Genomic DNA, 15,398 nt, shown 5'->3' with positions numbered 1-15,398 from the left:
TTTGTAACTTAGTGTTATGGGAAGAAGTCTGGGAATCAAATGTACACTTTTCCTCCTGCTTGCAGGACTTATCTCCCTCCCATGTTCTGCTTCACGAATACGCAGGGTAACCAAAAAATCAAAAGAGTACTTCGAAAGCGGTCAGCTTAAAAAATACACCCGCGTGAGAACCGCGCAGTCCATAGGTTACGACGCCGATAATAATTTTAAAAAAACCGTTGTTTTTCAGAAAGAGTACCATCCCAATGGCAGGGTTAAAACCATTTACCGGAATGTGACAAAGATTGCCTCTGTTGGCAGGCCATGTTACGAAGTAAAAACCATCGAAAAAACCTACGACGGGAACGGTGTTCTGCGAAGAAAAGAGATCCGCCGCTGCGACCGTGGAAAAACAATCGTGCACTTCTATAACGAAAAAGGCAAACGCATCTTTACAAGTATCGTATACGATATCCTGTGAAACAACTTATCCTCCCGCTTCTCGCCGCCGCCCTTTGCTGTTTTACCGGGAAGGATGAAGCAATTACTGAATTGAATCAACGCCTTCCCCACCTGCTCTGGGACGGCCACCTGCCCGGCAATTTCTCCTTTGATAGCGCCGGCAACCTCGCTGTTTTTGCTCCGGGATCCGTGAAACCTGAATTCCGCTTGCCCGCGGGTTCCCTGTCGGGCGCATCGTACTATTTCCGGCGGCCCTTCACCACCAACTGGTCAGAGTATCTGAAAGGCAGCTTCCTCCCCCTGCCACCGCAGAAGATAAATCCAGGTTCAACATCAGACACCCTGCCTCTGAAGGGAATCCGCATTGCCATCGATCCCGGTCATTTCGGCGGAGACTATGCCACCGCCCGCCTTGAGCGCAAAAGTGTGCAACTGAAGAAAGACAGTCTGCAAGGCATCCCTAAAAACGATACAATCATAGAGGGAAAGCTAACCCTTATCACCGCCCTGCTGCTGAAAACGAAACTGGAGAAACTCGGAGCCACCGTTCTGCTTACCAGATCAAAAGATAACCACACGGCTTACGGAAAGTCATTTGAGGAATGGTGGAAGGAAGACCGGAAAAAATGCATTGATTCCGCCTTCGCGCAGGGTTATCTATCGCTGAAAGAAAAAAACACATTGCTTAAATCCGGCAGCAAAAAATTTGTTTGCCGGGAGTTCTTTCTTCAGGAAGATCTCCGGGAAAGGGCTCGGAAGATCAATGCCTTTGAAGCCCACCTTGCCATCATCATACACTTCAATGTAGACGAGAAAAACGAAGGCTGGACACGAACCTCTTCGCGGAACTATACCATGTGTTTTGTTCCGGGGGCTATCTTTCCGGGAGCGCTTGGAAAAAAAGAAGCCCGCTTCAATCTGCTTCGTCTGATGGTTTCCGATCATTACCCACGCAGTGTAAAGGCAGCGGGGCTAATCTGTAAATACTTCACACAAATTCTGGGTGTTCCTGCCGCCACCGCCGGCGATGCCGGTTATCTTTCCGAAAACTGCATCTTCACCGGCACCCCTGGCGTGTTCTCCCGTAACCTCGCCCTGACCCGTTTGCCCCATTGCCCTGTTGTATACGGTGAAACGTTGTACCAGGACAATAAAAAAGAGTATTCTGCACTCACTTTATCAGCCCTCCGGACCACCCCGGTGCCACCACGACTGGAACAGGTCGCCGACGCCTATCTGAAAGGTATCGTAGAATATTTTTCAAACTGATTGTATCTTTTTCTCCCGTACGGCATTAAGAGCTTCAGAAACCTAAAAACTGAAGACCATGGCCGGTGCAAAAGAAACCCCAAGGCAGAAGATGATCGGGATGATGTATCTCGTGCTCACTGCCATTCTCGCTCTGAATGTTTCAAAGGAAATTCTTGATGCTTTTGTGCTCGTGAACGACGCCTTGGGAGCGACCAATGAAAATTTCCGGAGTAAAACTGAATCCCAGTACGCAGCTTTTGACAATGCAAAACTGCTGGACGAGAAAAAAGTAAGACCGAATTGGGAAAAAGCCAGAAAAATCAGGGAGGAATCAGCCCTCTTTCTCGAATACATCTCCGGCATGAAAAAGGAACTCGTCCGTGAAACGGAAGGCCTCACCCCCGAGCAGGCGGACACCATCTACCTTGGCAATGTGGAGAAAAAGGATGACTCCAATGTTCCGAATTATATCATGATCGGTAACTCCGAAGACGGTTCGGCCGGAAAAGCGGGAGAACTAAAAAATAAGATCGCCGCCTACCGGAAATTCCTTGAGTCTTTCATTGATGAAAAAGATAAAGACCTTGTAAAGATCAGCCTGAACACGAATGATCCGGTCCAGAATCAAAACAACGAAAACTGGGAACTCTATAACTTTTACAACGTTCCGCTGGCCGGCATCGTTACGAACCTTTCATGCATTGAAAACCAGATAAGAAAGGCGGAATCGGACGTGGTGGAGTACCTTTTTAAAAAGGTCTGGGATGCAGATGTACGCTTTGATACCATTGCGGCAAAAGTGATCGCTCCCAGCAGTTACGTGTTGCTGGGAGACGAATACAACGCGGAAGTTTTCCTCGCTGCTTACAATAAAACAAAAAACCCGCAGGTTCTTGTGGGCGAACTTACTGCCGACGGTAACGGATTCAACGGATCTGTTGATTCCATCGAAGTAAAATCCGGCACCGGTATGTACAAGATGAAAACCACTAAAGAGGGACTTGTAAAATGGGGAGGTCAGATCGTGATGACCAATTCCAAAGGTGAACGAAGGAAGTACCCGTTCAAATCTGAGTACATGGTAGCCCGGCCTTCGGCAACAGTAAGTCCAACCATGATGAACGTGGTGTACATGGGCGTACCAAATCCCCTCTCCGTATCCTGTCCGGGGGTAGCCGGCGCGGATGTAACCGTGGTTCCTGACCAAGGGAACATTGTTCGCTCCGCTAACGGCGAATTTAATGTAACCCCCGGCAGGGTCGGACAAATGAAGGTGAACGTTTATGCGAAAATAAACGGGGAAACGCGGACAATGGGAAACATCACCCTGAGGGTAATGCCTCTGCCATCTCCTATTCCCGGCATTGGCGGAAAAACCACTCCCCTTATTACAAAAAATGAACTTCTCGCTGCGTACGGACCAATGGCGGTATATCCGGAAGACTTTGTTTATAAGAATATCTCTGCTAAGGTAAAATCGTTTAAACTGAGCGCCCTGCTCAACGGCGTTCCGGTTACAGAAACATCTGATAACGGGCTAATGACTGAACGCATGAAAGATCTCATTCGCAGAGCCGGGCGAACAGGGACCATCTTCTACTTCGAGGAGGTAAAAATGGTAGGGCCCGACGGGGCTCCAAAAACAGGAAACTTCTTTATGAAGATCTGTAATTAGGAATCTTTAGTATTTTGGAGGCATGAGAGCATTCTTGTGTCTCCAACTATTTTTTCTTTCCCTTCCGGCACTGGCAGGAACCGCAGATTCGCTGCTGCTTGCCTCGGAGCATATCCACCCTGATACCTCCAGGGCACGGTTCATCTTCAACTGGATCAAGGCAAACGGCCGGCAGAACTATGAACTCAAAGCGGAACTCTCCGGAACCGTAATCCGGCTTACGCCCGCCAAAAGCAGTTTGCATGGTTATGCCTGTATTGAAAAAGGGAACGCCATGTACTTCCTTGGCAAATACGAAGGAGCGCTTAAATCCTACCTGCAGGCTCTTGAATCATTTGAACTATGCGGAGACAAAGAAGGAGCCGGACATGCACATCACCACCTGGGGGTTTATAAAAAGAAATTGAAAAAATACGATGAAGCGGCTGATCATTTTCTCAAAGCCAACGAGCTTTTTTCGGCTGCCGGCCGGGAATCACTCCTGTCCTCAGGATACAACGGCCTGGGAGCCGTTTATGAAGAACAAGGTAATTATCAAAAAGCGATATCCTTTTACGAGCGTGCAGTAGTTGTGAATATGAAATACAATGATTCGCTGGGACTCTCCTATTCGTATGATTACCTCAGCGGTTGTTACGGTAACCTGGGGCAGTTTCGCCGTGCCATCCGCTTCCTGGAAGATGCATTAGTGATCCGCACAGCGCTGCGCGATGATTTTGCCGTGGCTATCAATCTTAATAATCTCGGTGAAACTTATTACCTGATGAAAGATCTGCTCCGCGCAGAAGAGCATTTTATACGCTCGCTTACCTATTCCGAAAAGATACAATTCGCGGATCTCGCTGCTCACACGTATGAAAAACTGTCGCAGCTTTATTCTGACCGGAATGATTTTGAAAAGGCGCTGTTCTTTCACAGAAAATTCAAATCAACAAAAGACAGTATACTGAACGAACGAAGCACGCGCCAGTTGCTTGAAATAGAAACCCGCTACGAAACAGCGAAGAAAGAAAAAGAAAACCTGGAACTTCGTGAAACAAATACCGGTCAGCAACTGGCGCTCGCACGCTCGAGAAACTGGATTCTCGCGCTGATATCGGGAACACTTCTGCTGCTTATGGCAGGGTTACTCTTCTATTACCGTTACCGTGCAAAGCAGCGGGCGCTTTTCGATGAAGCCATGTTGCGCGAACAGGTGAACAAAACCAGAGCAATCGTGGAAGCGGAAGAGAAAGAACGCCAGCGCATCGCCAGGGAATTGCACGATGGAGTTGGACAAACCCTGTCTGCCTTAAAAATGAATCTTTCTTCGATAAAAGACAATCACCTTCAACCGGATGTTCATGAGAAACTACTTTCCCTTTCCGACGATTCCGTGAGAGAGGTTCGCAATATTTCACATGTTATGATGCCCGGTGCCCTCAGGCGATCCGGAATAGGAGCCGCCATTCGGGAGTTTCTCTCCAAGCTTCCCGCCGGCGAGCCGGTCGTAACCCTGGAATGCCACGGCATGGAAGAGGTCAGCGACAGCGTTATTCAATCTATTTTATACAGGGTCGTTCAGGAGGGGATGAATAACATCCTCAAACACGCGGGCGCTACCTCGGTCTCGATCCAGCTTATCCGCCATCCGGATGTGATTTCGCTGATGATTGAAGACAACGGAAAAGGATTTAATCCTGACTCACTTACCGGACATAGCGGCATCGGAATCAGGAATATCGTTACACGCGTTGAGTCACTCAACGGAAATGTTACCTTTGACTCTCGCCCGGGTAAAGGTACCACCCTGAACATTGAAATACCGGTATGAAAAATATTATTCAGGTTTTTCTCGCCGATGATCACCAGATCATGATTGACGGCCTGCGTGCCTTGCTGGAAGGAGTGGACGATATTCGCATTGCCGGCACGGCCTCTGACGGGAAAACGGCGCTGGAATCGCTCCGGAAGATAAAACCTCATATCCTTATCTCTGATATCAGTATGCCTTTGATGGACGGAATTGAACTTGCCAGGTGCGTTCAGGAAGAACTTCCGGGTGTCCGGATTATTGCTCTTTCTATGTTCGGTGATCCGTCTCAGATTTCCGACATGCTTGATGCAGGCGCCTCCGGTTATCTGCTGAAGAATACAGGAAAGAATGAACTGGTGGAAGCCATTCGCAAAGTGAATGACGGCGGATTGTATTTCAGTCAGGAGGTTTCAGCAGAGATGATGCGCACCATGAGTGAGCGTGCAAAAAAACGGGAAGAGAAGAAAACAGTCACTCTAACCGGCCGTGAACTGGAGATCATTCGTTTGATCGCTAAAGAACTGAGCAATGCACAGATCGGAGAACAATTGTTTATAAGCGAACGCACGGTAGAATCGCACCGGAAAAATATCTTCAGGAAAACCGATACCAAATCCGTAGTGGGGCTGATCAAATACGCAATGGAGAACAAGCTGATCTGAAGGATCAGGCAGGCTTTTTTCCGAAACGGGAGAACACATCCCCCATCCAGTCCAGCAGCTTCTTGAGCAAATCGAAATACAGCGTTACCGCAAGGGTAATACTCATCATCCAGATTACTCCGATATTCACCCAGTATGTATCGTAGTACTTACCGAAGACCTTTTTCCTCGGTGCAAAAAAGTGAGATTTAAATCCTTCGGGGTCAAGAAATATGGGATCGGCACGCTGAATAATCTCGCCATCCTTTTCAATAATCCGGTCCATTTCCGTTCCGTTCTTAACAAGGTCGTTGAGCGACTCATTTTCATAGGCGTTCTTCAGCGCCAGGAACTCTTCTTTAGATGCCTCCGTTTTTACTTTCCCTGCAACAATTTTATCTTTTTCATTACTGTTCTCGTTGGATCGCTTGATGTAGATCTTGTTGATCTGATCAAAATACGATTTCACCCCATCGGCAACAGAAGAACTGAACTTTCCCGGCATCAGCATTTCCAGCTCGGGGAATTTCACATTCTTTATCCTCTTGGTTTCCGCTGCCAGCTCATCATGCAATAATTGCAGGTCTGCGGCCAGCTGATCCTTCTTCGCCGGATCATTCAGAATGGATTCACATCCCTCCAGTTTTGCACGCAGCTTACTCAGCCAGTAGTTTTTCTTGAAATCTGCATAGCTGATAGCCTTTTCGTAGGGGTAGAACTGCCTTTCAAAATCGTTATTAATGAATTGATTTACTGCCAGCGCTTCAAAGGCCCACCGCGATGCCATTACCTCTCCGGTAACCGGTACGTTCTTCTGGCTGGTGATCGTGGGATTCAGTTTATGAAACTTTACAATTACACCGCTGAGCAATAACTGAGGAATCAGAAGGAAGGGAATCAGAATATAAATGGTAACCGCGGAATTGAAGGCCGAAGATATATTCAGTCCCAGCATGTTTGCAAAACAGGAGGTAGAGAAAAGCACCAGCCAGTAGTCAAAATACATCCCGCGTATATCGAGGATCAGATTGCCAACAATCACAAAACAGATGGTTTGAATGCCGGAAAGCACAAACATGATACTGATCTTGCTCAATAAATAACTGCTGCGGCTGAGGTTAAGAAAGGATTCCCGCTTCTGAATCTTCCGGTCCCGGATGATCTCCTCAGCGGATACGGTAAGACCAATGAACAGGGCCACGATCACCGACATGAAAAGATATGCAGGAAGGTTCGCATTTTCCCTGAAGATATAACCAAGGGTATTGGAAATATCCGTATCGTAATACCGCACAAGGTAGGCGAGTATGAATGCCAGCAGCGGTGCTTCGCAGAGATTAATAACAAGGTACTGCGTGTTGGTAAGCTTCGCTTTTACGTCCCTGATCATGAACACCATGAACTGACTGATCTTGTTCGGGATCTTGAATGTAGCCGGAGGTATTTCAGTATGCTCTTCGATCAGAGGAATTTTAGACTCGATCTTTTCCCTGTACAGCTCATTCCATTCCGGCGGAGAGATCTTACGGTTGTTGGTAAGCCCGCCGTATTCGTCCACCACCTTTGTTTCAATAATATTAAAAATCTGTTCCGGGTTCACGTTACCGCATTCCACACATTCACTGATATTGGCCGTCACGTGATTGATCGCATGCTTAAAGTAGATCACACCATCTACAGGATTGCCATAGTAGATGGGATATCCGCCCACATCAAGGATAATGAGCTTATCAAACATTTTAAAGATTTCGGAAGAGGGCTGGTGGATCACCACAAAGAGCAGTTTTCCCTTCAGGGCCAGTTCCTTCAGGAGGTCCATTATATTCTCCGAATCGCGGGAAGAGAGACCAGATGTAGGCTCATCCACATACAGCACATTGGGTTCCCGGATCAGTTCAAGCGCGATGTTCAAACGCTTCCGCTGCCCGCCGGAAATAGTTTTCTCCAGGGGATTACCGACCTTCAAATCCTTTTTCTCAAACAACCCGAGATCCATCAGCACTTTGTTTACCTTTTCTGTGATCTCTGCATCCGAGAGATTCCCGAAACAAAGCTTGGCATTATAAAAAAGGTTTTGGAAAACGGTGAGCTCTTCAATAAGAAGGTCGTCCTGTGAAACGTGTCCGATCACTCCCATCACCTCCCTGCGCTGGGTATGAATGTTCTTTCCGTTGATCAGCACCGCCCCCCCGCTGGGAGTCTCCTGGCCATTCAATACGTTGAGAAGGGTTGATTTTCCTGCACCGGAACCTCCCATGATCCCAATGAGCTTTCCGCTCTCCTCTGTAATATTTATGTTTCGAAGTCCGAGTTTACCGTTCTTAAATTTGTAATCAAGGTTCCGGGTTACGAAAGATATCCTGGCCTTGGTTTTATCGGTCAGGTAGGCCGCCAGAATATCCGAATAATAGACCGGAGCTACTTTAGAAGAACGGATGGAAGAACCTGGGGTTAGGATGTAAACCTTTGACGGTGCAATGTTCTGCCCATTCAGCAGCAGATCACTTGTGCCGAAATACATGATGATGTACATGTCCACGGAATCAATGTACAGCACCCGAAGATGTCCGTTCATTCCTTCGGAATGAATATGCCGCGACAGCTGATAAGGATTCTCCTTGTGGTGATCAACAACCAGCGTGCTGGCGGAATCGGGAACCTGACTCTCCGGGCTTTGAATAAATCCAAGTATACGCTTGAACTCCTCACTTTCTACGTTAAAGGTCTCCGCCACGGTTTGAACAAATTCCAGTTCCTGTTCCGAGATTTCGTTGGAGGAATGGATAAACTCGATCAGCCGGACGAGTACAACAATCTTCTGCTTCTGTTCCAGTTCGGCATTGATCTGCGTGCAGATCTTGAGTACCTTCACGGAGTTGAGCGAAGTGCGCTTCGCACTTCCGTCTTTCCGTTTCGAAACCTGGTGGTGTGCCTCCAGAAACTCATCAAAAATTTTCAGATAAGCTTCTACCTGCTCATTGCTGAGTAACTGCTTAAGAAAAGTCTGAACAATACCCCGGCTGGAGGAAGTTACGCCGTCAACCTTCGCAATAATAGCGAAGAGTTGCATTAGCGCTTTTAGGATCCGCTCACTCATGGGGGAATCGTGTAATCAGAAAAAATATACTTACTGCTTGAATCCGATCAGTAGCACCGCGCAACCGCTCGCCTGGGTATCCGGATTAAGGGCCGCCTCTATGGAGCAATCGATGGTGGAAGTAATTTTAAAATCCCAGTACGGCGCGTTTTTGAAGTCTTTATTTGTGAAAAGAACCGTCCCGTCCTGATCCTTGATGGTGAAGATCAGGTTGCCGTCTGTCATACCGCTGCAGGCACAGATCCGGTAGGTAGTTCCTCCGTAGAAGGTGGTATGAAACTCCGCATACTGATCGTTCAGGAGCAGCGCGCGGTACGTTTGTCCGTCCGAAATGAATTGTCCGGTCATGTGCTTGGAACAGATGGTCGCAATGGTATCACAGAACTGGGCTTCCGCACGGTGATACACACCGGTTGCGGTCAGAAAGAGGGCAATGATAAAAAACTTACGCATAGTATTTCCTTTTTAGATCGTTTATTCAACAATAAGAGCTCTCAGGCTTTCCACTTTTGCAGTGATCGAAGCAAGTTGTTCCGGTGTAATGTTCACTGTAGTCTTACTGTTGAAAGTGGTCAGCTTATTTCCTTCGTCGGTGACGGGCTTTTCATAAACATATTTGTACTCTACCTTGTCGAAATCGCTTTTAAGTTCACGCAATCCGTTGAGAATCTCGCTGTATTCCTCCTGTCCGGCGTAGGTTTCAAGCAGACCGATCAGGTTTCCAATGGATATTTTCTGCTCAGCGATTCGCTGCTTTACTTCTTCATTGGTTTTATCCTTATTAACATTCACGGCAAAATGGAGTGACTCAATCCATCCTCCGGTAATAATGAGTGCGCCGATAGCATTCTTGTCATTATTCTTCAGAAAATTATCTGCAGACCGGTAGGCTGTGGACACAAGCACCAGCATGGAATCCTGTTTCCCGATATTGGTTTTGAATCGCTCGATCAGCGCTTTGTCAAATGCGCCGCTTACTCCCAGATCGTCTGCCAGTTTCTGGGCAGCCTGGAAATAGGCGATTGCATCCTGATTCTGATCATACATCGTTACATATCCGAGATCAGCACCGAACACCCCCAGATTAAGGGCCTTCTGCATTTGCATGGAATACCCATTCACTTTATCCGCCGGATTCAGAAATCCTTTATTGTAGCCGGCTCCTGAACGCTTGATGAGCATAGCTGTCTGAATAGGAGATGGAATGGAAAATATCTTGCCATCCACCGATACCGTTATCACGGATGTACTGTCTTTCGGACCATCGTCTGTGCCGTTGCCTTCCTCGCCCGGTCCGCATCCGGTGAAAGAAAACGCGAAAAGTGCCAGGAAGGTGGCCGAGATCTTCAGGGGTTTTAAATTCATAATGAGAGTGTTAAGATTAAAATCTAAGCCCGTAAAAATAACATTTTCTGCAATAAAAAAAACAGAAAAAGCCTAAAAAATGGCCCATTAATCCCTCATTTTCAAAATCTTCCGGAGCCACCTCAATCCTATCCGTACCTTTGTCCAAAATGGTACAACTTGAGTCAGATAACCTTCCCTTTTTAGCCACTACCCTGGCCGGATTGGAGGAAGTACTTGGCAATGAACTGCTTGGGCTGGGAGCAAGAGATATTAAAATTGCCACTAGGGCGGTTTCTTTTGCAGGAGATAAGGGCTTTCTGTACAAGGCGAACCTCAATCTGCACACTGCCATCCGCATCCTTGTTCCTTTTCAGCAGTTCAAGGCCCGGAATTCCGACCAGCTGTACGAACAGGTCCTGAAACTCCCCTGGGAAGATCTCATTGATGTACGGAAGACCCTGGCTGTGAATGCAGCCATTCACTCTCCGTTTTTCAATCACACACTTTTTGTTTCCCAAAAAGTGAAAGATGGCATCATTGACCGCATCCGGGAAAAAAAAGGGGCACGACCCAGCGTGGATCTGGAAGCACCCGATTTTCCCATCCACATTCATATACGTGAAGACCAGTGCACCCTTTCCCTTGACAGCAGCGGTGAATCATTGCATAAACGCGGGTACCGGAGTGCCACCAATATTGCTCCCATGAACGAAGTGCTGGCGGCCGGACTTGTAGCCCTTAGCGGATGGGATCAGCGCAGCGCTTTCATTGATCCAATGTGCGGTTCCGGAACCATCGCCATTGAAGCCGCGCTCTTCGCCGCCCGCATCCCCCCCGGATATTTCAGAATGTCCGGCATCTCCAAACAAATTCAGCCCTTTGCCTTCATGGGGTGGGATAACTTTGATGCTGAGCTGTGGGAAAAAATTTACCAGTCGTCGGTGAACAAAATCCGGGAATCTGACATTGATATATTTGCCTCTGACGTTTCTCCCAATGTGTTGAAGAAAGCCAAGGAAAACATCCGGAATTCCCGAACCGGGGATATGATCCATGTAAGCGGGAGTGACTTCCGTGATCTTCGCCCTCCGGAAGGGGCTCGTCCCGGCGTTATCGTCATTAACCCACCCTACGGAGAACGGATGGATAAAGATGATCTGAACCTGCTCTACAAGGAAATGGGAGACGCGTTGAAAAAGAACTGGACCGGTTACACCTGCTGGATCATTTCTCCGGATAAGGAAGCGGTACAACACCTGGGATTGCACGCGTCGCGGAAAATCACCCTTTTCAACGGGTCGCTGGAATGCAAGTACATGAAATTTGAAATGTATACGGGAAGCAAGAAGCAGGGAGCTTCCTGAAACGGATTTGAATTCTTAGGTTTGCCGGAGATGGAGCGCAAGACTTTTTTCGCGGATGTGATCGTTCCGGTTTCTGTTCCCAACCTGTACACCTACCGTATTCCCCATGAACTTTCAGGATCAGTAACCGAGGGTCAGCGTGTTATTATTCCGTTCGGCAAATCAAAGCTTTACACCGGCATCATCCGGCGTATACACGAAACACCCCCCTCCCATTATACCGCCAAATACATTGAAACCATACTGGACGATCACCCTGTTGTTCATCCCGTTCAGCTGCTTTTCTGGGAGTGGGTGGCAAACTATTATATCGCTCATCCGGGCGATGTGCTGAACGCAGCTCTGCCTTCCGGGCTCAAACTCTCCAGTGAAACAAAAGTGGTTTTGTTTCCTGAGCCGGCCACAGAAACTTTGCTCACGGATTCTGAATTTCTGGTAGCGGAAGCACTTCGTTCGAAGGGAGAGCTCAGCATGCAGGAGATCGCCGCAGTAACCGGATCAAAAAGCAACTATGCCCTTATCCGTTCGATGCGTGAAAAAAAAGTTATCTGCCTGGTAGAAGAGATCAAGGATCGTTTCAAAGCAAAAACGGAAAGCAGGGTTCGCTTCAGGGATGAATTCCGGAACGAAAACCGATTGGGTGAACTATTGAACAACCTGGAAAAAAAGGCACCCAAACAGGTAGACCTTCTGCTCGACATGATCCGGAGAAGCGGAATCAGCAGCGCGCAGGAACGTGAAGTAACACGCAGCGAACTCAACGACATATCCGCCCTTCCGGCTCTGGTAAAAAAAGGGGTACTGGAAGTATATGAAGTGGAGGTGGGAAGATTCAGGCCAACGCGCGCGAGCGATAAGGAAAAGACCCTCTCAGATAAACAGTGCGCTGCATTCGAAGAACTCAGCCAATCCCTGTTGCGGCAACGCGTAAGTTTGCTGCACGGCGTAACCTCCAGCGGAAAAACGGAGATTTATACCCGTTTTATACGCGAAACCCTGGATGCGGGAAAGCAGGTGCTCTATCTTATTCCTGAAATCGCCATCACTACTCAGCTGCTGGAACGACTCCTGAAGTATTTCGGGGAAGCGGTAGGAGTTTACCACAGCCGGTTCAATGAGAATGAAAGAGTAGAGATATGGAATACGGTTTTACATTTCACCGGAAAGTGCGCTCCGGGCGGCCCGTACGCTCCCTTCAGCATGATTATCGGTGCACGGTCTTCACTCTTTCTGCCCTGGAAAGATCTTGGCCTGATCATCATTGATGAAGAACATGATGCCTCTTTCAAACAGCAGGATCCTTCACCGCGCTATCATGCAAGGGATGCCGCCATTTTTATGGCCTCGCTCTTCGATGCGAAAGTGATTCTGGGGTCTGCCACACCCTCGATTGAATCGTACCGCAACGCCTCGGAAGGGAAGTACGGTTTAGTTTCGCTGGAGGAGAGACACGGAGGTACTGCGCTTCCTCACATTCATGTGGTGGACCTGAAAAAAGAGTGGAAGGAAAAGACCATGAAGGGGCATTTTTCCCCTCAGTTGCTGGAAGGAATCCGACTGGCAGTTTCAAACGGGGAACAGGTAATCCTATTTCAGAATCGCCGCGGCTTCGCACCGGTGCTGGAATGCCAGTGGTGCGGATGGAGGCCCGTTTGTACACAGTGTGATGTAAGTATGGTATATCACAAAACATCTCATCAGCTCCGTTGTCATTACTGCGGTGCTACCTCTGCTATGCCGGCCTCCTGTCATGCCTGCGGCGACACCCATCTTAAACTGAAAGGGTTCGGCACGGAACAAATCGAAGAAGAACTGAATTTATACCTGCCCGGACTTTGTATCAGCAGGATGGATCTGGATACCACCCGCTCCAGACAGGCCCATTTTCAGCTGGTGAAAGATTTCGAGGACGGCAAGATCCAGGTATTGGTGGGAACCCAAATGATTACCAAAGGGCTGGACTTTGAACATGTGTCGCTGGTAGGGATAATGGACGCAGACGGACTGCTGGGTTTCCCGGATTTTCGCGCGCATGAAAGGGCCTTCCAGCTGATGGAACAAGTGGCGGGAAGGGCCGGACGGAGATTACAGAGAGGGAATGTGATCATCCAGAGCCGGAATCCTGACCATCCTGTTATTCGCTGTGTAACAAAACACGACTACCTCTCCATGTTCCGCGAAGAATTATCCCAGCGGATTCAGCTTGGGTTTCCACCGGAAACAAGACTAATAGAAATTCTTCTTTTACACCGCGATTTGGCAACGCTGGAAGGAGCCTCCGCCGCCTTTGCAGAAATGCTGAGAGAGCCGCTGGGCAAGCGCGTGCTGGGGCCCGAATTTCCCATTATCCCGAGAGTGCGGAATTATTACCGTAAAAAAATCCTCATCCGCATAGAAACCGGGGCCTCTGTTTCAGAGATAAAAAACCGAGTCCGAAAAATAATACTCCGGTTCAGGGAGGATCCCGCTTACCGCCCGGTGCAAGTGCAAACCGATGTGGATCCGTACTGATCAGATATTGCTTCCTGCAATATCTCCGTAATTTGAATCAATGATGATCATGTGTGGTTATTTTCCTCAAAAGTGATGCATCCCGCTGATCCGGTAAATCCGTGAAAAAAGGTATTCCTGCCTCCGTGCTGGCACGGAGAGCAGGATGAAACGGACTACAGTGCGCCAAAGCTCAGGCCGATACCAAGCTGTAGATAAATGCGGGACCCCAGTTTGTCTCCGAATTTGGGGTTAGGAACGTTCTGGCTGGCGAGGTGCTTCACTCCGGGCCGGAATCCGAATTCGGTGCGAAAGCCGAAAATGCCGCTGCGTGCTTCCACCTGGAAGCGGAATCCGAAGTGCTTCAGATTGATGTTCTTCAGTTCAAATTGCTGAAGAGAATTCTCCTGGGTGAGGGTATCAACGGCCAATGGGGTTTTTCCCACACTGATTACCGGTGCATACAACATCTCCATAGACAGGTCTATGGCATTATTCTTACGTATGATCCCTGACTTCTTTATGGTTGACGGGAATGTGATCTTATACCTTCCCTTGTAGTGCTGGGAAGAACTGTATGCAAAACCGAAACTGAACTGCATCATTGTAACCTGCGCTCCCACATTCTTGGTGTCTTGCCATATCGAATCGGTGGGCAGGTAATGCAACTCCCAGCTGCGGAAAAGGGTATCCTGAGGATTCGTAAAAGTACGATTGACCATACTCACCGAACCCGTGATACCCGTATAGGTTCCTACGCCCACCGTATAACTTCCTGAGTACTCATACCCTCCCTCACTGCCGAATTTCTTTGTTTCAGTTCTTGGCTCCGTTCCTTTCTTAAAGAAATAGGTTGCACGGCCTTCGAAGACGGAATAGTTCTTTGAGTTATACAGATTGCCCACGCCGAATATTCCCATACCGGAAACCGAAAAACGCTGTCCGATAATATAGCGTGCCCGACCGTAAGCCAGCGAACCGCCCGCCGGCTTTGAAAAGTTCGCCAGATCCGCATCAAACATCAACCCCGCCGAAACGAAGAGATTGAAAGGATACATCTTGTTTTTAAGCGTTTCTACCCTGTAATTCCCCGGCGCCGGCCATTCCTCCTGACCGTTGTTGGAATTCGTGTTGGTATTTCCGGGTTTTCTTTCTTCGTCGCCTTCTCGCTGAGCGAGTATAGGCATGCTAAGTCCTGCGCTGAGTACGAGCAGTAATAATGTCCTGGTTTTCATGATCTTTGTGGTTTTCAGCAAAGATTCGAGTTGTGAGCCAGCAGAAATGTCCGTGCCGGCAG

At 48.2% G+C, this 15,398-nt stretch carries 11 protein-coding genes; 7 read left to right on the top strand and 4 right to left on the bottom strand.

Annotation, left to right across the window (positions count from 1 at the left end; translation table 11 throughout):
- Positions 1-16 precede the first annotated feature (16 nt).
- The 5 genes from IT233_07055 to IT233_07035 are packed head-to-tail and all read left to right on the top strand — an operon-like array spanning position 17 to position 5,824.
- A complete protein-coding gene (locus IT233_07055; protein ID MCC7302383.1) occupies positions 17-460 on the top strand; it encodes a hypothetical protein in 444 nt (147 codons plus the stop codon).
- On the top strand, positions 457-1,710 hold the full coding sequence (locus IT233_07050; protein ID MCC7302382.1) for an N-acetylmuramoyl-L-alanine amidase: 1,254 nt from the start codon (positions 457-459) through the stop codon (positions 1,708-1,710). Before IT233_07055 ends, IT233_07050 begins: the two co-directional genes overlap by 4 nt.
- A gap of 58 nt (positions 1,711-1,768) precedes the next feature.
- A complete protein-coding gene (gene gldM, locus IT233_07045; protein ID MCC7302381.1) occupies positions 1,769-3,367 on the top strand; it encodes a gliding motility protein GldM in 1,599 nt (532 codons plus the stop codon).
- Positions 3,368-3,389: 22 nt separating this feature from the next.
- Positions 3,390-5,180, top strand: coding sequence for a tetratricopeptide repeat protein (locus IT233_07040; protein MCC7302380.1), 1,791 nt, complete (start codon positions 3,390-3,392; stop codon positions 5,178-5,180).
- Positions 5,177-5,824: a response regulator transcription factor gene (locus tag IT233_07035; GenBank protein MCC7302379.1), complete on the top strand. Its 648-nt coding sequence runs from the start codon at positions 5,177-5,179 to the stop codon at positions 5,822-5,824. The genes IT233_07040 and IT233_07035 overlap by 4 nt, the downstream gene beginning before the upstream one ends.
- A 4-nt stretch (positions 5,825-5,828) precedes the next feature.
- Here IT233_07035 and IT233_07030 read toward each other — a convergent pair whose 3' ends face one another.
- Genes IT233_07030 through IT233_07020 form a run of 3 tightly spaced genes read right to left on the bottom strand, consistent with a single transcriptional unit; the run spans position 5,829 to position 10,265 of the window.
- A complete protein-coding gene (locus tag IT233_07030) occupies positions 5,829-8,900 on the bottom strand; it encodes an ATP-binding cassette domain-containing protein (protein MCC7302378.1) in 3,072 nt (1,023 codons plus the stop codon).
- Between the two features lie 30 nt (positions 8,901-8,930).
- On the bottom strand, positions 8,931-9,353 hold the full coding sequence (locus tag IT233_07025) for a hypothetical protein (protein MCC7302377.1): 423 nt from the start codon (positions 9,351-9,353) through the stop codon (positions 8,931-8,933).
- Between the two features lie 21 nt (positions 9,354-9,374).
- Complete coding sequence (locus IT233_07020; protein ID MCC7302376.1) at positions 9,375-10,265, bottom strand: hypothetical protein; 891 nt, start codon at positions 10,263-10,265, stop codon at positions 9,375-9,377.
- A gap of 149 nt (positions 10,266-10,414) precedes the next feature.
- Here IT233_07020 and IT233_07015 point away from each other — a divergent pair, with 149 nt between their 5' ends.
- Together IT233_07015 and priA are read left to right on the top strand one after the other, a co-directional pair.
- Positions 10,415-11,611, top strand: coding sequence for a class I SAM-dependent RNA methyltransferase (locus IT233_07015; protein ID MCC7302375.1), 1,197 nt, complete (start codon positions 10,415-10,417; stop codon positions 11,609-11,611).
- A 30-nt stretch (positions 11,612-11,641) separates the two neighbouring features.
- Entirely contained in the window at positions 11,642-14,122 is a 2,481-nt protein-coding gene (priA, locus tag IT233_07010) for a primosomal protein N' (protein MCC7302374.1), read from the top strand.
- Between the two features lie 155 nt (positions 14,123-14,277).
- Here priA and IT233_07005 read toward each other — a convergent pair whose 3' ends face one another.
- Positions 14,278-15,336: a hypothetical protein gene (locus IT233_07005; GenBank protein MCC7302373.1), complete on the bottom strand. Its 1,059-nt coding sequence runs from the start codon at positions 15,334-15,336 to the stop codon at positions 14,278-14,280.
- Between the last annotated feature and the right edge of the window lie 62 nt (positions 15,337-15,398).

It is taken from the genome of Bacteroidia bacterium (assembly GCA_020852255.1).
GTDB lineage: Bacteria > Bacteroidota > Bacteroidia > JADZBD01 > JADZBD01 > JADZBD01.
Note: the sequence above shows the minus strand (reverse complement) of the source record. Positions and strands in the feature narration are given on the sequence as shown.